The organism is Bacteroidia bacterium, from assembly GCA_033391075.1.
Lineage (GTDB): Bacteria > Bacteroidota > Bacteroidia > J057 > J057 > JAWPMV01.
Genome location: JAWPMV010000001.1, coordinates 4,863,875 through 4,882,304 on the forward strand (window position 1 = coordinate 4,863,875; position 18,430 = coordinate 4,882,304).

An 18,430-nucleotide genomic window follows, 5' to 3' on the forward strand; every position below is an offset into this window, starting at 1 on the left:
TAGTGTTATTGTTCCTTATTAAAAATCCAACTATAACACTACAACACCATAATAGCTGCGCACTTCTTATAACTTAATCTCCTCCCCCTGGGAGTTATAATACTTCACCTCAGTGAAAGGCATGGAATGATCTTCCTTGATTTTGATCCATTTCCAGTAGGTATGGAACCAGGAAAAGATAATGCTTTTCAAGCCCCCTTTTTTCAAATAGGCAGCTACATAAGGATTGACCTTGATGGTCAGCTTTGATTCTTTATTCTGACGAATGAGGAAATCGATATTATTGGAAATATCGTCTGCGATCAGGATAGAAGCCTGAATTTTACCGCTGCCATTACAACTAGGACAAACTTCTGAGGTCTGGATATCGATCTGTGGTCTGACTCGCTGACGAGTGATTTGAACCAATCCAAATTTGCTTATCGGCAAAATAGAATGCTTGGCCCTATCAGCTTTCATAACCTTTTTCAGATGATCGTTCAGGATTTTGCGATTTTCCGACTTTTTCAAATCGATGAAATCAACTACAATAATCCCTCCCATATCTCTCAACCTCAATTGACGGGCAATCTCATTGGCTGCCTCCATATTGGTTTTGAGTGCTGTTTCCTCCAGGGTGGCATTGTTGAGGTTCTTGCTTCCACTGTTTACATCAATGACATGCATGGCCTCGGTATGCTCAATGACCAGATAAGCGCCATTGGGCATAGAAGCGATCTTCCCAAAGGAAGCTTTGATCTGCTTCTCAATTCCCAAAGACTGAAAAAGCGGAATCTTCCGTTTGTGCATTTTGAGCACTTTCAGAAAATCAGGCTGATGTTCTTTCAGGTAACTGGATATGTCATTATAGGCCTGCTTGTCATCTGTATAGATGGCATCAAAGCCCTGACTCAACATATCCCGCAAAATGCTGGTTGTGCGATTATTCTCGCTCAGCACTTTCATAGGAGCTTTTCCTTTACCCAGAGAACGAGCCATGTCCCACCATTTGCTGAGAATATCAGAGATATCCTTGCTTAGGGTAGCAGCATCTTTCCCATCAGCCGCGGTCCGTACAATTACTCCAAAGTTTTGCGGACAGAGGCTTTCAGCCAAGACTTTGAGTCTACGGCGCTCTTCGGCACTCCTTACTTTTTTAGAGACAGAGATGACTTTGGAGAAAGGTACCAGTACCACATACTGGCCGGGCAGGGATAATTCACTGGAAAGTCTGGGACCTTTGGTAGAAATAGGTTCTTTGACTACCTGCACCAGAACTTCCTGATTGGGTTTAAGTACCTCACCCATTTTGCCGTGTTTATTGATGTCCGGCAGGGTTTTGAGGTTGACCAAATGGTCTATCTTCCCATTCCTGCTGGAACGGGCCGATTTAATAAATTTTAAAAGTGATCTGACCTGAGGCCCCAGGTCGAAATAGTGTAAAAAAGCATCCCTTGGATGGCCCACATCTACAAATGCGGCATTTAATCCTGGAACAATTTTCCGTACTTTTCCCAGTACAAGGTCTCCTACAGCAAATCCTTCATCTAACTTCTCGTGATGAAGTTCGACAATTTTTTTGTCCTGTAAAATACCAATTCTGAGGCCGTCATCACTCTTGCTGACGATTAGTTCATTCACTTGCTTTCGATTGTTGCTCACTTCCCCTTAGGGGATATAGAAGCTGAAGAAGGACTGGCTGGTACCAAGGTGTAGCAAGCAGGTGATAGACAAAATGTTTAGCTGGCTCAAAAGAGCCAGCTCTGAATCGCATTAAGTTAGTAAGAACAAAAATTTATTTGTTCTTCTTCTTATGACGGTTTTTTCTCAGACGTTTCTTACGCTTATGCGTAGCGATTTTGTGTCTTTTTCTCTTTTTTCCACAAGGCATAAAAATATCCTCTTATTATTTTATAATGATCTCTTAAGCGAGTTTGCCAGGTTCACCATCTGCGCATTTGCATTTCTATTGATGATTTCATCCAGCAGGCGTCTCGCCTTTTCTTTTTCTCCAATTTGTGCGGAAGCATATGCCAATTGATATCGGGCATTGTCATTATCTTCTTCCAGGCTTAATACCTTTTCAAAGCGTTGGACTGCCCGGGCAAATTGACCGGTTTGTAAAGAAAACAATCCCAGTTGATAGCTGGCATCTACATTATCCGGATTAATCTCAAGGATTTTTCGGATTGTAAGAATTCCCTGCATACTGTTCTGTCCTTTTTGGGATTCGATGAGAGCCATACCCAAATTCATCAGGACTTCCTGATTTTCGGGCTCCACAAGGGAAGCTCGTCTCAGCATATCTACCCTGCGATCTGCGTGTCTCCTAAAAAGACTGGTATCCTGCTGCACCTTTTCCATTTTCACCGCCTCTGTACTCAGATCGGCTATTTTCCGCAAACTTGATAAAGAACTGTCAGATTCAATCCGCTGAATAGCATAATCAGAAGCTAAAGCGAACTTTTTTCTGGCTTGCAAATTTACAACAATTGAATCTAAATATGGTAATTTTTCTTTGCCTTTTCTCAAATTCAAAGAATCTACCCAGGGCTGTATGATAGAATCTTTCTCTAATTCAGCCGAAGCAGCCACTTGAGTAGCATTTCCTCCGGCACTTACAGCCAGTTCATCCTTATTATTCAGATTTGTCTTGTCAGCAAAGAAAACCCCTGCAAAAACCAGTAATCCCAGTACGACAACTATAATTTGTAAGCTAGAGTTGGAGATTTTTTGGGGGCGTTTTGCTTCTTCGCTCATGTATTTAGATTATCCTTGGCAGGCCTTATCTACATGGAAGAGTTTTTCACCTTCTCTACAAATACTTTTGCTGGTTTAAAGCTAGGTACATTGTGAGCAGGAATTACGATGGACTTGTTCTGAGAGATAATTCGACCAATTTTTTCTTTACGATGCTTCACTATAAAGCTACCGAATCCTCTTACATAGACATTTTCTCCACTGGCGAGGGCGTGCTTTACCACAGTAAAAAATCCCTCAAGGGATGCAGATACATCTGCCTTGTCTATACCCGTCTTTTGAGAGATCTCAACAATTACGTCTGCCTTAGTCACGTTTATCTAAATTACTTGTTCCGAAATACTTAGCTTAAAAAGCTGATTGGCAAATTTAGCACAATCGTTTAAATCACAAAACTTTTATCCTAAAAACCCTATGAATTTTTTCTGCCAATAATGCTTTTTCTTTTAGTCCTACAAATGAACTACAATTTTGTTGCGAAAATCCCAACAAAATCCCTCTTTAGCTCTTAATAAAAGAGAAAAATTAACCCAAGCTAATATTGAAACTCGGAGAAAAAGTAATTGACTGGTATAAGGAGCAAGGTAGAAAAATGGCCTGGCGAGACACTTTTGATCCTTATAAAATCTGGATCGCAGAGATCATTTTGCAGCAAACCCGAATCGCCCAGGGGGAAGCGTATTTTTATCGTTTCATCGAGCGTTTTCCAAATGCGAAGGCATTGGCGGAGGCTGAGCAGGATGAAGTTCTCAAGTATTGGGAAGGACTAGGCTATTATAGCCGCGCGAGAAATCTCCACGCTGCCGCTCACCAATTACAGGAAAATTTTGGAGGAACTTTCCCCGAAGATCATGAGACGCTGCTTTCCTTAAAAGGCATTGGTCCTTATACTGCCCGGGCCATTGCATCTTTTGCTTTCGGAGAAAGAGTAGCCGTTCTGGATGGCAATGTTTTACGGGTATTGAGTAGAGTGCTGGGGGATTTTTCACCCATTGACCAACAAAAATCCCGAAAAAACTACCAAAAGATCATCGATAGCTGGGTAAAAGATCTGGATTCCCGCTCTTTCAATCATGGCATGATGGACATTGGTTCTGTCATTTGCACTCCCAGCAAACCCGGCTGCCTCATTTGCCCTTTACAGGATCACTGTAAAGCGTATCAAGAAGGCATCACACATTTACTTCCCGTTAAAGCAGGCAAACTCAAACGCAAAATCAGACACTTCAATTTTCTCCTTATATATAATGAAGCGGGGGAAGTCCTCGTTAGACAAAGGCCTGAGAATGTCTTTTGGGGCGGGCTGTGGGAAATCCCCAATGAGGAGATCAAAGCGGAAGACTGGATCCAAAAGAAAAGAGAGAAGGATAGCTATCTCGGAGAAATGAAACACGTTTTCACACATTTCGACATGCTGATTCACATCTTCAAAGTCTCCCCTGAAAGCAGGGAGGAAAGGGCTGTGGGTCAATTCATTCCTATAGAGAAAATTCCTATATTTGCTTTTTCACGCGCAGTTTTAAACATATTTGATCGTTATATCTGATGGCAAAATACGGCCTTAATAAAGTTACCTTAATTGGAAATTTGGGAAGGGATCCAGAACTTAAATACCTGGATCAGGGTGTGGCTTTAACCAATTTATGGATGGCCTGTACAGAGTCTTATCGAGATAAAAATGGTCAGAATGTTGACCGCACAGAATGGGTAAGTGTAAACCTCTGGCGGTCTCAGGCAGAAATCGCAGCTAAATATTGTCGAAAGGGATCAACGGTTTGTATAGAAGGTCGCCTGAGTTCTCGTTCCTGGGAAACTCCCCAGGGAGAAAAAAGAAGAGTGATGGAAGTTGAAGGTCGAAGAATCATTCTCCTCGACAGCCGTCCCGCCGATCCCGCTACTGCCGTTCCCGTAGTAGAGACCCAATCGACAACAAATCCACCTGCAAGTAATCCCATTAGTAGCAATCCTACTGCATCGCCAGTCTCACCTGATACCACATCTGAAAAAGCTGCCGATGCTGACAACGAGCTGGACGATTTGCCGTTCTAATAATTACTTCAATCGTTAACTTAATTCCCTCCACGTGGATCCTGATCCTGAGCTTAGTCAAACCTCTGTCCTCCTTCTGGAGCAATTGGTCTGGTGGCCGGATTTGACCTTACAGTTTTTTCTGTTCGTTATTTTGATCTTTATTTCCTTTTTGGCTTCGGGTTCAGAAATCGCATTTTTCTCCCTGACAAAAAAGGATTTGGATAAACTGGAGGAGGAAGATACGCCCTCCGGCAGACGAATTTTACGTTTACTTTCCCATCCGGATAAGATCAGTGCCTCAAAAAAACTGCTGGCAACGATCCTTATTACCAATAATTTCATGAATGTCGCTGCCATTTTGGTAGCCTCTCAAATACTCAAAGAGTTTCAGCAGGTATATCTGTGGAATGATACCGTCAATTTCTTACTCAATGTAGTAGTGATTACCAGTGTCCTTCTATTTTTTGGCGAAATCATTCCCAAAGTTTATGCTTCTAAGTACAGCAAAACCCTGGTCCATTTACTTGCCGGACCATTTGAAGGGCTCAAATACTTCCTCTCCCCTTTCTCCAGACTCCTTATAAAAGGGACACGATTCATTGATAACCGAATCAAACTAAAAGAAACACATACCTCTTTGGAAGACCTCAAACATGCCATCGAATTGACGACAGATGATGTGGCAGATAAAGAGGAAAAAGGGATTCTGAAAAGTATTGTCAATTTCAGCAACATCCCGGTCAAAAGTATCATGCGAGCAAGGGTAGATGTCATTGCTTTTGAGCTCAATGAACCTCTGGATGAAATCCTGAATTTAATCAATAAGAACACCTACTCTCGGCTTCCGGTCTATGAGGAAAATCTGGATAATATAAAAGGAATCCTTCACATCAAGGATCTCTTACCCTACATAAAACAAGACAGCAAAAAACTGGTCCTCAAGGATATTTTACGAGAAGTCTATTATGTTCCGGAAAGCAAAAAAATTGATGATTTGCTGGAAGATTTCAAGACCAATTATCTCCATATGGCAGTAATTGTTGATGAGTTTGGAGGAACGGCAGGGATTGTTACCCTGGAGGATGTGATAGAAGAGATTTTTGGAGAAATCAATGACGAATTTGACAGCATGGATTGGGTGTACACCAAAAAATCGGAAGACACCTATATCTTCGAAGGCCGCATTTCTCTGATAGACGTTAGAAAGATTCTCAACCTTGACGATCAGATTTTTGAAGACGCCCGGGGGGATAGTGATAGCCTCGGTGGTCTTATATTGGAGCTGCATGGTAAGATTCCTGAAAAAGGCGATTTGATCTCTTACCAAAATTTCGACTTTATTATCGAAGCTATTAGCAGGAATCGGATTTCTCAGATCAAAATGGTCATCAAAGAGGAAGAAGAACTGGAAGAAAAATCATGAAAAAAACCACCCATCTGATACCAGGCTTTATTTTCGTCTTGCTTGGACTTTCCATTTTTATCACTTCTTGCGAAGAACCGATCAATCAACCTCGTAAATATGGTTTTCCTCGTATGGAACTCCCCGAAGGATTTGGCTATAAGACTTTCAGGAATGAAAGTTGTCCCTTTACCTTCGAATATCCGGACTATGGAGAGGTAAGCAGAGATATGGGAGATTCCTGTTGGGTAGATATCAACTTCCCATCCTATGATCTTACCTGGCATTTCACCTATCGCAATACAGAAGAAAGCAACAAAAGTCGCGGGCAACATTTTGAAGAGTACCGAAGACTGATATATAAACATTCCTCCAAAGCCTCCCATATAGAAGCCAATCCCATGGAAACTCCTTCAGGAAAAGGGACCTTATTTGAGATATATGGCGAAGTGGGTACCCCTCAACAAATCTTTCTATACGATCCGGCAGAAACAGACATCATGATGATGTCCTTCTATTACCAAACCGCCACAGAAAATGATTCCCTGGCCCCTCTCACCATTTATATGAAAGAAGAGGTGCAAAAGATGTTGAATACGTTTAGATGGAAATAGGTACGTGTTCTGGTGTTTAAGTATTCTGGTGTTCTTGTATAATTTTCGAGAGCACAAGAACACTGGCGAACGAGAACACGCAGCAGTTACCTACGGTAACAATGGATTTGAAATTTCCGGTAGTTTGTCGATATCCACCTCAGCGATATCTCCGATAGAAGTTTGAAGCTCATTTAAAAACTCAAAGTCTACCAAAGCATCCACTGTCAGTACAATTAGTACTAGAGAGATCAGGATGACTAGTATGTTTCGTAGACGTTTCATGGTCAGATCAGATCATTCGTTTGTTGTAATAGTGTCTAAAAGATAATTGAGCGTTGGTTTGTGTTTGTTAGTAAGACAATCTAATTGCCGTTTTCCATACTTCCCCTCAAAGAAAAAGAAAATTAAAATCAATCGCTCTAAGGGTTTTCCGGTAATTATTTCTCTTATGACGATTCACAAAGGCAAATTGCTGCAAGGAAGTATAAAAAATATCACAAAAGTATAATCAAGTGTAATAATTCTATCCCTTCTAAATGATATAAAAACCACAATACCATTAAAATGGTTTAAACATGGCATTTTTTGCATATAAAAAATGTAAGCCTTTTGTGATATTCGATCATCCTTTTGTGATCATCTTGTGATCTCCCAAATCGAAATTCGTCTTGATACTTAACACATTTAGCATTTAAGATGAATAGACGAATTCTACCAACTGTATTTCTACTGAACCTATTGCTCTTAACCAACCTCTCATGGGGCCAATCCTGTGATGGAGGAACGGTGACTACAGCTTCAGGAAACACAAGCGCCTACACCTGTCCGGGTGATGGCAATGCCGATGCCATTGATTTCGCAGTAAGCGGAAACTCTGCCGACAATTTTATTTATGTAGTAACAGATGCCAGTGGCATCATTTTAGGTTTGCCACCTGGCAATACCGTAAACTTCGAAGGAGCAGGCGTAGGAAACTGCCTTGTTTGGGGGCTTTCCTATACCGGAAACCTCACCGCTCAAATGGGAGACAATGCTTTGACTACTGCCTTGAGTGATGATTGCTTTGATCTTTCAGACAATTCGGTAAGTGTGCAAAGAGACAATCCGGATGGAGGTCATGTAACTACCGTTGATGGTGCAACAACTGCTTATACTTGCCCTGGAGATGGAAATGCGGATGAAATTTCTTTCGCAGTTACAGGAAACTCCAATTCTAACTTCCAGTGGGTAGTTACCGATGATCAGGGTACGATCCTTGGACTGCCTCCTGGCAATACTGTAAACTTCGAAGGAGCAGGTGTAGGAAACTGTCTCGTTTGGGGACTGGCTTATACCGGAAACCTTACCGCTCAAATGGGAGACAATGCCTTGCAGATTGCCCTGAGTGACGATTGCTTTGATCTCTCGGATGTGCCTGTTAGCGTACAAAGAGATAATCCAGATGGAGGAGTAGTAACCACTGTTGATGGTGCGACTACTGCCTACACTTGCCCTGGAGATGGAAATGCGGATGAAATTTCTTTCGCAGTTAGCGGAAATTCTAATTCTAACTTCCAGTGGGTAGTTACTGATGATCAAGGTACGATCCTTGGACTGCCTCCTGGCAATACTGTAAACTTCGAAGGAGCAGGTGTAGGAAACTGTCTCGTTTGGGGACTGGCTTATACCGGAAACCTTACCGCTCAAATGGGAGACAATGCCTTGCAGATTGCCCTGAGTGACGATTGCTTTGATCTCTCGGATGTGCCTGTTAGCGTACAAAGAGATAATCCGGATGGAGGAGTAGTAACCACTGTTGATGGTGCAACAACTGCTTATACTTGCCCTGGAGATGGAAATGCGGATGAGATTTCTTTCGCAGTTAGCGGAAATTCTAATTCTAACTTCCAGTGGGTAGTTACTGATGATCAAGGTACGATCCTTGGACTGCCTCCTGGCAATACTGTAAACTTCGAAGGAGCAGGTGTAGGGAATTGCCTCGTTTGGGGACTTTCTTATACCGGAAACCTTACCGCTCAAATGGGAGACAATGCTTTACAAATTGCCTTGAGTGATGATTGCTTTGATCTCTCGGATGTGCCTGTTAGCGTACAAAGAGATAATCCCGATGGAGGAGTAGTAACCACTGTTGATGGTGCGACTACTGCCTACACTTGCCCTGGAGATGGAAATGCGGATGAAATTTCTTTCGCAGTTACAGGAAATTCAAATTCTAACTTCCAGTGGGTAGTTACCGATGATCAGGGAACTATCCTTGGACTGCCTCCTGGCAATACTGTAAACTTCGAAGGAGCAGGCGTAGGAAACTGCCTCGTTTGGGGACTGGCTTATACTGGAAACCTCACGGCACAAATGGGAGACAATGCTTTACAAATTGCGTTGAGTGATGATTGCTTTGATCTTTCTGATACACCTGTAAGTGTGCAAAGAGACAATCCGGATGGAGGCCATGTAGCAACTGTAGATGGAGATTCAAGAGTTTATACTTGCCCAGGAGATGGAATTGCAGATGAAATTTCTTTCGCAGTAAGTGGACAATCCAATTCCAACTTCCAATGGGTAGTTACTGATGATCAGGGAACCATCCTCGGTTTGCCTCCCGGCAACACTGTGAATTTTGAAGGAGCTGGCGTAGGAAATTGCCTCGTTTGGGGACTTTCTTATACCGGAAACCTTACTGCTCAAATGGGAGACAATGCATTACAAATTGCGTTGAGCGATGATTGCTTCGATCTTTCTGACAACTATGTAGAAGTGGTGAGAAGTTCAAATTGTGTGAATGGCTTTACCCTTATCAATGCTCGCACTGATTCAGACATCCAACCGATAAATGACGGAGATGTGATTGTATTGAATCAACTCCCAACGAGTCGTATCAATATCAGAGCTGACGTATTTGGAAACGGAATCGGTAGCGTAGTATTCAAATTAAATGGATACAGAGTACGTACCGAAAACTATGCTCCTTATGCATTAGCAGGAGACAGAAATGGAGATTACTTCCACATTCCAGTCGTTCGTCCTGGTACCTATACGCTCATGGCGACTCCTTACAGCCAAAGAAATGGCAGAGGAATGATGGGGTCTCCCTATATGGTTACCTTCACCATCGTGAGATCCATGAATAGAGTTACCGGCTTCACCCTGATTGATGCAGATACGGATCAGGATATAGGGCCATTGAATGATGGAGATGTGGTAGATCCTGCCGCTCTGGGAGTAAGAAGACTGAGCGTGAGAGCCAATACAAATCCTGGCGTAGTCGGTAGTCTGGTGTTTAGCATAAATGGAAGACGTCGTACAGAAAATTTTGCTCCTTATGCTTTAGGCGGGGACAGAAATGGAAATTACTATCCGGTAAACTTCCGTCCCGGCAGTATTACCCTTTCAGCTACACCCTATGACAAGAGAAATGCAATGGGAGATGTCGGTCCTACCGAAACGATCACTTTTACCTATGTGCGCCCAAGTGGGTACAAAGAATTTGAGCAGGAAGTAGCGCTGAATGTGTATCCAAATCCTGGCCAGGGAAAAATCAATCTGGAGATCACAGAAGTAGAAGCAGGAAATGTACAAATCGAAGTATTGAGCCTTCAGGGAGCCCGTGTATTTAGCGAAAGTCTGGAAAGCAATGGTGGTCCATTCCTTCATAAACTCAATCTGGAGCAACTACCGGCAGGTACATATCTTCTCAATTTGAAAGCTGGCGGACAAGTTTTCAGAGAAAAGATCATTAAACAGTAGTTCTTTTATGAAACAACACTCAGTTTCATAATCTTTTATAATTCAGATGAACCCTCTGGCCCTGGTCAGAGGGTTTGCTTTTGGGAGAACAAAAGATCAAGTGCAAGTCTCAAGTCAAATTTACACTTGAACTTGAACTTGCACTTGATACTTGATACTTGATACTTGATACTTGAACGTTATATTCAATTCTTTCTACAAAAATCTGGAGCTTCTAATTGCTTCTAACTACTATTTTCTTTTCCACAAACTGTGGATATGATCTTCCCTTTTGCCCCCAAATCTTTTGTAATTTTAGGCTTGAGGTAATAGAATTAGAAGTAGACCATGCCGGATTTCGTACACTTACACAATCACACCGAATTTTCTCTTCTTGATGGAGCTGCCAAAATCAATGATATGGTAGCCAAAGCTGCAGATTGCGGAATGTCCCATATCGCCATTACAGACCATGGCAATATGTACGGGATTCCCAAATTTGTCCTTGCAGCTAGAAAAAAAGGGGTCAAACCTATTGTCGGATGTGAATTTTACATCGTAGCTGGCAATGCTACTGAACGGATCAAGGGGACCAAGCGCTATCATCAGATCATGTGGGCCAAAGACAAAACCGGATACGACAATCTGGTTAAGCTTTGCTCGTATGGCTACACCGATGGCTACTATTACAAACCTCGGATCGATAAACAGATACTCGCTCAACATGTAGAGGGTTTGATGGCTTCTACTTGTTGCCTGGCGGGAGAAGTAAATCGCACCCTCATCGACAAAGGGGAGGAAGAAGCTGAGCAAAAGCTCATCGAGTATATCGATCTTTTTGGTAAGGAAAACTATTATGTAGAAATCCAGCGCCATACGCTGGGGGATATGGAAAAGTGCAATGAGTGGTTGATTCGCATGGCGAAAAAACATGAGCTCATTGTCATTGCCACCAATGATGTTCACTATGTAAATGAGGAGGATAGCGAGGCACATGACCTGCTTTTGGCACTTCAAACCCAATCCGATTATAGTGATCCCAATCGCTTTCGCTTTACCGATGATAAAGGCCGGCTGAATCCTCGTTTCTACTTCAAGACCCAGGATGAAATGCTGGAACTTTTCCAGGATATTCCGGAGTCATTGGACAATACCCTTCACCTCGCCGATCGCTGCAACTTTGAGCTCAACCTGGCTGGAGATATGATCCTCCCGCAATACCAGGTTCCTGAGCAATACAAGGATATGGATGATTTCCTGGCAGCGATGGTCTGGGAACGAGCTCCCAAGCGCTATCCGGACATGACCACGGAGATTCGGGAGCGTATTGAACATGAGCTCAAGATCATGAAGAAAATGGGCTATGCCGGGTACTTCCTCATTGTACAGTCCTTTACAACCGAGGCTAGAAATCGAGGGGTATATGTCGGTCCGGGTCGTGGATCTGCCGCAGGATCAGTGGTGGCCTATGTATTGGGGATCATAGATATAGATCCCTTGCAGTATGATCTGCTGTTTGAGAGATTTCTCAATCCGGAGCGTGTTTCTCCTCCGGATATTGATATAGATTTTGATGATGAAGGTCGCCAGGAGGTGATCGATTATGTAGTAGGTGAATATGGGCGAAAGTCCGTTTCACAGGTGATCACCTATGGAACGATGGGAGCCAAGACAGCTCTCAGAGATGTAGGTCGTACCCTGAATATTTCCCTTCAGGAAGTAAACCGCATTGCCAAACTGGTTCCGGATCGTCCGGGCATTAACTTTAAAAAAGCCCTTGACCCCGATCACAATCCTGATAGCTATGAAGAATTGGGCAAACTCTTCGAGAGCAAAGATCCGCTGATCAATAAGATGATGCGCTTTGCCAAAACCCTCGAAGGAACTGCTCGCCATACCGGAGTACATGCCTGTGCAGTAATTATAGCACCGGGAGATGTCTCCAATTATGCTCCCGTCGCAACTGCCAAGGACAATACCCTGATCACCCAATACGATGGGCCTATGGCAGAGATGTGTGGATTGCTGAAAATGGACTTCCTCGGATTGAGGACTCTCTCCATTCTCAAAACAGCCATCAAACTCACCAAACAAAATCATGGAGTCGTGATCGATCCGGATACGATTGACCTTACCGACACCAAAACCTACGAACTTTACCAGAGGGGAGATACGGTAGCTACCTTCCAGTTTGAGTCCGATGGTATGCGTAAATACCTCCGCCAACTCAAACCCACCAATATAGAGGACCTCATCGCGATGAACGCCCTGTATCGTCCGGGACCGATGGATAATATCCCTTCTTTCGTCAATAGAAAGCATGGAAGAGAGCCCATCCACTATCCCCACGATATGTTGGAACCCATTCTCCAAAACACCTATGGGATCATGGTTTACCAGGAGCAGATCATGCAGGTAGCCCGAACGATGGGTGGATATACCATGGGAGGTGCGGATTTGCTGAGACGTGCCATGGGTAAAAAGAAGATGGAGATCATGGCCAAAGAAAAGGTCAACTTCATCAAAGGTGCGGAGGAAAAGGGGGTTGATACAAAAGTATCTGAAGAGGTATTCGCCCTTATGGAGAAATTTGCCTCTTATGGCTTCAACAAAAGCCATAGTGCAGCCTATTCGGTGCTTGCTTTTAAAACGGCCTTCATGAAGGCACATTACCCTGCCGAATATATGGCTGCCGTTTTAACCCACAACATCAACGACATTAAAAAGATCACCTTCTTCATTGAAGAATGTAGAAGGATGGGCATAGACGTTTTACCTCCGGATATAAATGAGTCTCAGGCTTTATTTAGTGTAGATAAGCAGGGACAAATCCGATTTGGAATGGCAGCAATCAAGGGAGTGGGACATGCGGTAGTAGAATCCATCATTAGCCAAAGAGATAAAGAAGGACCCTTTTCCAGTCTATTCGATATGACCACGCGCATGCCAGCCCGATCTATCAATAGAAAAACCCTGGAATCTCTTGCCTATGCAGGAGCCCTGGATGGTTTTGGGCTGCAACGCTGGCAGTATTTCCTTTCTCCTACAGAAAAAGAAAACGGACACCTGCTGGATCGGGCATTGAGTTATGGAGTTAAAGTTCAGATGGAAAGAAACTCTCCACAGGTCAGTCTGTTTGGAGACGCCAATGGAAATGGTAGTTCTCATCAGGAACCTCCCATTCCTATGGGAACCAATAAGGAGGGAAAGATTCTCGAAGCCTGGACAGAGCTCGAAAAACTTAATTATGAAAAAGAAGTAATTGGTTTCTTCCTGTCTGGCCATCCCCTGGATAAATATAAATGGCAACTTGATGCTTTCACCAATACAAAATTCTCCGAACTTGAAGAAGGAAGTAATAGAAAGGACATCAAATGTGCAGGGATCGTTACGAGTGTTAGAGAAAGAGTCTCCCGCCGGGGCAATAGATTTCTCTCCTTTACCATAGAAGATTTTTCAGACTCCTATGAAATTGCGTTATTTGGAGAACATTACGAAAAATATCGGGGACTGATCCGCCAGGATGAAATGTTATTTATCATGGCGGGATTCCAACCCAGACGCTATGATCCGACGCTCACGGATTTCAGAATCAAGGAAATGCGATTATTGAGTAACGAATTATTTGATAAAATGATTCGCCATCTTTGCGTTGAGATACACAATAGCGAGCTGACTGAAGAATTGCTGGAAGAATTGCAGCGATTGTTCAACGAACACAAAGGAAGCAAGGACCTGAAATTTAAGTTGAAAGATGATTCTATTGCCGCTAATATTCAGATGATTAGCTCTGAATGGCAAATAGATCCGAACGGGGAATTAGTGAATCAGTTGAGTGAACTAGGGCTTACATATAGTCTGACCTAAGAAAATTGCTCAATTAAATACGTAAAGTCTAACCTGAAAAAAGCTTTGTTTCAAGGCGGTTTTGAGGTCTTATATATTTTATACTTCTGCTACCTCTCATATCAAGCAACATGCCCGAATTAAGTCAAGACCAAGCCGTACCCATCAGAAAAGGAGAAGAATTGGATATACAGAAACTGGAAGGCTATCTCCAGGAAAAGCTCGGTTCTACGGGTAATTTGGAGGTCCAACAATTCCCCGGTGGATATTCCAATCTCACCTATCTGCTCAAGATGGGAGATCGGGAAATGGTCTTGCGAAGACCCCCTTTCGGCGCCAACATTAAAAGCGGTCATGATATGTCCAGGGAATATAAAATCCTTTCAAAACTCCAGGGACATTATGATAAAGTTCCTGAAGCTTTGGCCTTTGATGAAGCGGGCGATTTACTTGGGGCTCCTTTTTATGTAATGGAAAGGGTAAATGGTATCATCATTCGTCCGAAAATGTCTTTGGAAGATGCGCCGAGTGAAGCTCAGATGAAAAAGATTTCAACGGCTCTTGTAGATACCTTTGTGGAGTTGCACAATGTTGATTACGAAGCGGCAGACTTGAATGATCTGGGAAGGCCAGCGGGCTATAATGAGCGTCAGATTACGGGCTGGATCAAGCGTTATAACAATGCCCAAACCGATGAGATCCCGGAAATGGAAAAAACGGCTTCCTGGCTGATGAAAAACATTCCGGCTGAAAGTAAACATGCCCTCATTCACAATGATTTCAAATACGACAACATGATCCTGGATCCACAGGATTTGGGTAAAGTAAAAGCTATCCTCGACTGGGAAATGGCTACTCTCGGTGATCCCCTCATGGATTTGGGCACCTCTATTGGGTATTGGGTAAATCAGGATGATCCCGATTTCATGAAACAATTGCAACTTAGCCCTACTACCCTGCCCGGCAATCCTTCCCGTGGAGAATTTGTCAACCTGTATGCAGAAAAAAGTGGGCTGGAAGTAGGAGACTTTGTTTTCTATTTCGTGTATGGCTTATTCAAGATTGCTGTCATTGTCCAGCAGATTTATTACCGTTACAAAAAAGGACATACGCAAGATGAAAGATTCGCTTCTCTGGGGATGGCTGTAAAAGGTTGTGGAATGGTAGCTCAGCAAGCTATCCAACGTAAAAAAATTGACAATTTGTTTTAAATCCTGATTTTCCTGTCAGCAGGAGTCCGATTTTTGTATCCGTAATCGCTGAAATATGTCTATTTTGTGATCACAATCACAGAAGGGGAAAAATGTTTGCTATAATTTTAGTTAGCATTTTGACAGTTAGTTAAAGAAGGTACAAACTGAATGACTCACATAGGGCCTGAAGACATACGGGCAAGACTGGTTTTTACACAATTACCAAAGTTCCTCACTTTGGTGCTTCTTCTTTGTATCCCCTTCTTAAGCTTTAGTCAATCTCGCATCCTTTCTCTCGAAATCCAGGGACTCAAAAAGACCAAGCCTGCCTACCTTAAATATTTTATAGATACCGAAGAAGGCATGGAACTGGATTCAGCCAGGCTCCAACAGGACATGCAGCGGCTTAAAAACCTCAATTCCATCGCCAATGCCTGGAGTAGCATTGATACCCTGGAAGAGGGATACAAAGTTAACGTCCAGCTCGAAGAAGCCTTGACTTTTTTTCCCATCATCAATTTCGGAGGCGTTCAGGGTAATTTCTGGTATCAGCTAGGTTTTACGGATACCAATTGGCTGGGTCGGGGAAAACAGCTTTCAATGTACTACCAGAACAATGACCGCAGAAGCAATTTCAACATCTATTATCGCGATCCTTTTCTGAATGGAAGCAAATGGGGCTATTCTGTTGGAGCTTTTCGTTTCGCTTCTGTAGAACCGCTATTTTTTGATGATGATGTCGTTTTTTATGACTATACAAACTGGAGTTTCGGAGCAACAGGGATTTATAATATTGATCGCACCCAATATGTGGAAGCGGGGCTGACCTATTTCATCGAGGATTATGAAAAGAATTCCCGACACAGAGAAGAGATCACTCCGGGACCGGATGCATTGCGGGAGCCCAAAACCTTAGCCAAATTTTTCTACCAGACCAATAAGGTCAATTACCACTTTTTCTATCGAGGAGGAATCCAGTTTACGGCCAATTTCCAGACAGTTTACTCCTTTGAAACCCATAGCTGGTTCAATATTTTTCTGGGAGATTATCGATTGTATAGACGAGTGGGCCAAAAGGGAAACTTTGCTTCCCGATTCAGACTCGGTATAGCTACCAACAGAGATAGTCCTTTTGCTCCTTTCGTAGTAGACAGTTATGTCAATATCCGAGGTTCAGGAAACCGCATCGATAGAGGAACGGGCCAATTGATTCTAAATCTTGAATATCTGCATACCTTTTATGAAAGAGAAAAGTTTGCAGCACAGATAGTGGGTTTTTCTGATATTGGTACCTGGCGAAATCCCGGAGGAACCTTCGCTGATCTATGGAACCCGGACAACTTTCGTCATTTTGCAGGTGGAGGATTTCGCCTGATATACAAAAAGGCCTATAATGCCATTTTGAGAATTGATTACGGAATCGACATTTACAATACCCAGCAAAGAGGATTTGTATTAGGTTTGGGACAATATTTTTAAGCAAATGAAACCACCTGAAAATCTACCTCCTATAGGCGATCGTCAAATTCTGATTGATTTGGTGACAAAGAAAATGCCATTTGGGAAATATAGCGGACGTCTTCTTTGCGATTTGCCTGTACATTATTTGGAGTGGTTTCAGCGGAAAGGTTTTCCTGAAGGAAAATTGGGGATGCAGCTTTCGACCCTGTATGAAATCAAGATCAATGGCCTGGGAGAAATCCTTTATAAACTTAAAGCTATAATGCGCAGGTCCTGATCTTAATAGCTAATTTTTTTGCGATTCTTTTTGACCTCGCTTCTCTTCTTCTTATTCTTTTTAATCTTTTCTTTGGCAGATCTGCTCATTTTGGTGGGAATGCGTTTCTTCTTCTTTTTTGTCGCTTTTTCGATGAGTTCATGCAATCTCTCCACAGCTTCCTCTCGATTTCTGGATTGACTTCTGTTCGAAGCAACCAGGAGCATGATTACTCCATCTTTGCCGATACGCTTATCTCTGTAATTTTTGAGCTTGTGCTTCTGGTAGGCATTCAGGCTAGTGCTTTTCTCTATGTCAAAACTCAATCGAACCGCAGAGGAAACTTTATTCACATGCTGACCTCCCGGCCCTGAAGCTAGTTGGAATTTGATCTCATATTCATTGGCAGGGATCGATATGTTTTCTGCTTTTGCCATAGATGACTGAGATACGCAAATAACGGGAATTTGTTTTTCTTTAATATTTGGATTGGCTCATAGCCGGGGAAAGAATTATCTTCATAAGAAAATATCCCTATGGATACTTGCTGTAATACATCCTATCAGGCTACCTTTGATCATAAAAGAGCTCAAAAGGAACTCAAAGCCTATGAGAAATCAGGAGTGAAGGCAAATTCACGTCCCTTGATGGAACTGATTAGTTCTTTGGACCTGAATGAAGCTTCCATGTTGGAAATTGGTGGCGGAATTGGTTCCCTGATTTTCGAATCATTTAAACTGGGTTTGTCAAAAGCCAATTATGTAGATATCTCTCAGGCCTACTCAGACACTTTTATTGCTGCATTGGAAGAGAAAGGCCTATCGGAGAAAGTAGAGCCAAGGCGCGGAGATTTTGTAGACTTATCCCAGGAAATTTCTCAGGTAGATCTGGTGGTATTGGATAAGGTGATTTGTTGCTATGAGAACTATGCAGAATTGATCAGAGCCTCTACATCGAAAAGCAGAAAGTGGTATGCCATTACCATCCCCAGAGATAAGTGGTGGGTAAAAATGGTCCATGGCTTTGACAATATCCTCCGCAATCTCAAAAAGAATCCCTTTCAAAGTTTCATCCATGATCATGAGGATATATTTGAGGTATTGGAAAAAGAAGGCTTTAGCATTCGAAAAGAAACAAAACGACGGGAGTGGCAAAGCTTCCTCCTGGAAAGAATATAATGTTT

Annotated in this window: 15 protein-coding genes; 10 read left to right on the forward strand and 5 right to left on the reverse strand. The window is 42.7% G+C overall.

Annotated features, from left to right (window positions below; genetic code table 11):
• Positions 1 to 66: 66 nt before the first annotated feature.
• From R8P61_19370 to R8P61_19380, 3 genes are all read right to left on the reverse strand, one after another.
• Positions 67 to 1,620: an Rne/Rng family ribonuclease gene (locus R8P61_19370; protein ID MDW3649237.1), complete on the reverse strand. Its 1,554-nt coding sequence runs from the start codon at positions 1,618 to 1,620 to the stop codon at positions 67 to 69.
• Positions 1,621 to 1,890: 270 nt separating this feature from the next.
• Positions 1,891 to 2,739: a tetratricopeptide repeat protein gene (locus R8P61_19375; GenBank protein ID MDW3649238.1), complete on the reverse strand. Its 849-nt coding sequence runs from the start codon at positions 2,737 to 2,739 to the stop codon at positions 1,891 to 1,893.
• 29 nt (positions 2,740 to 2,768) lie between these two features.
• Positions 2,769 to 3,053, reverse strand: a complete 285-nt coding sequence (locus R8P61_19380) for an HU family DNA-binding protein (protein MDW3649239.1) — start codon at positions 3,051 to 3,053, stop codon at positions 2,769 to 2,771.
• Between the two features lie 227 nt (positions 3,054 to 3,280).
• Between R8P61_19380 and mutY the strand changes: the two genes are divergently transcribed.
• Genes mutY through R8P61_19400 form a run of 4 tightly spaced genes read left to right on the forward strand, consistent with a single transcriptional unit; the run spans position 3,281 to position 6,786 of the window.
• Positions 3,281 to 4,285 (forward strand): A/G-specific adenine glycosylase, encoded by a 1,005-nt coding sequence (gene mutY / locus R8P61_19385; GenBank protein MDW3649240.1) that lies wholly within the window; start codon positions 3,281 to 3,283, stop codon positions 4,283 to 4,285.
• On the forward strand, positions 4,285 to 4,788 hold the full coding sequence (gene ssb, locus R8P61_19390; GenBank protein ID MDW3649241.1) for a single-stranded DNA-binding protein: 504 nt from the start codon (positions 4,285 to 4,287) through the stop codon (positions 4,786 to 4,788). The genes mutY and ssb overlap by 1 nt, the downstream gene beginning before the upstream one ends.
• 34 nt (positions 4,789 to 4,822) lie before the next feature.
• On the forward strand, positions 4,823 to 6,193 hold the full coding sequence (gldE, locus tag R8P61_19395) for a gliding motility-associated protein GldE (GenBank protein ID MDW3649242.1): 1,371 nt from the start codon (positions 4,823 to 4,825) through the stop codon (positions 6,191 to 6,193).
• A complete protein-coding gene (locus R8P61_19400) occupies positions 6,190 to 6,786 on the forward strand; it encodes a hypothetical protein (protein ID MDW3649243.1) in 597 nt (198 codons plus the stop codon). The genes gldE and R8P61_19400 overlap by 4 nt, the downstream gene beginning before the upstream one ends.
• 90 nt (positions 6,787 to 6,876) lie before the next feature.
• On the opposite strand, the gene R8P61_19405 is transcribed toward R8P61_19400, so the two are convergent.
• On the reverse strand, positions 6,877 to 7,050 hold the full coding sequence (locus R8P61_19405; GenBank protein MDW3649244.1) for a hypothetical protein: 174 nt from the start codon (positions 7,048 to 7,050) through the stop codon (positions 6,877 to 6,879).
• Positions 7,051 to 7,464: 414 nt separating this feature from the next.
• Here R8P61_19405 and R8P61_19410 point away from each other — a divergent pair, with 414 nt between their 5' ends.
• The 5 genes from R8P61_19410 to R8P61_19430 all read left to right on the forward strand — a co-directional run bounded on the left by R8P61_19410 (position 7,465) and on the right by R8P61_19430 (position 17,268).
• Positions 7,465 to 10,512 carry a T9SS type A sorting domain-containing protein gene (locus R8P61_19410; GenBank protein ID MDW3649245.1) on the forward strand — a complete coding sequence of 1,016 codons (3,048 nt, stop codon included), beginning with the start codon at positions 7,465 to 7,467 and terminating at the stop codon, positions 10,510 to 10,512.
• A gap of 327 nt (positions 10,513 to 10,839) precedes the next feature.
• Positions 10,840 to 14,358 carry a DNA polymerase III subunit alpha gene (gene dnaE / locus R8P61_19415; protein ID MDW3649246.1) on the forward strand — a complete coding sequence of 1,173 codons (3,519 nt, stop codon included), beginning with the start codon at positions 10,840 to 10,842 and terminating at the stop codon, positions 14,356 to 14,358.
• 110 nt (positions 14,359 to 14,468) lie between these two features.
• The gene (locus tag R8P61_19420; GenBank protein ID MDW3649247.1) at positions 14,469 to 15,548 is read left to right on the forward strand and encodes a phosphotransferase family protein; all 1,080 of its coding nucleotides are present in this window, start codon (positions 14,469 to 14,471) and stop codon (positions 15,546 to 15,548) included.
• A gap of 150 nt (positions 15,549 to 15,698) precedes the next feature.
• On the forward strand, positions 15,699 to 17,009 hold the full coding sequence (locus R8P61_19425; GenBank protein MDW3649248.1) for a hypothetical protein: 1,311 nt from the start codon (positions 15,699 to 15,701) through the stop codon (positions 17,007 to 17,009).
• 4 nt (positions 17,010 to 17,013) lie between these two features.
• Entirely contained in the window at positions 17,014 to 17,268 is a 255-nt protein-coding gene (locus R8P61_19430) for a DUF3820 family protein (GenBank protein MDW3649249.1), read from the forward strand.
• A 2-nt stretch (positions 17,269 to 17,270) separates the two neighbouring features.
• Here the strand turns inward: R8P61_19430 and arfB are convergent, their stop codons facing one another.
• Positions 17,271 to 17,684 carry an alternative ribosome rescue aminoacyl-tRNA hydrolase ArfB gene (arfB, locus tag R8P61_19435; GenBank protein ID MDW3649250.1) on the reverse strand — a complete coding sequence of 138 codons (414 nt, stop codon included), beginning with the start codon at positions 17,682 to 17,684 and terminating at the stop codon, positions 17,271 to 17,273.
• A 99-nt stretch (positions 17,685 to 17,783) separates the two neighbouring features.
• Here arfB and R8P61_19440 point away from each other — a divergent pair, with 99 nt between their 5' ends.
• Positions 17,784 to 18,425 (forward strand): hypothetical protein, encoded by a 642-nt coding sequence (locus R8P61_19440; protein ID MDW3649251.1) that lies wholly within the window; start codon positions 17,784 to 17,786, stop codon positions 18,423 to 18,425.
• Positions 18,426 to 18,430 lie beyond the last annotated feature (5 nt).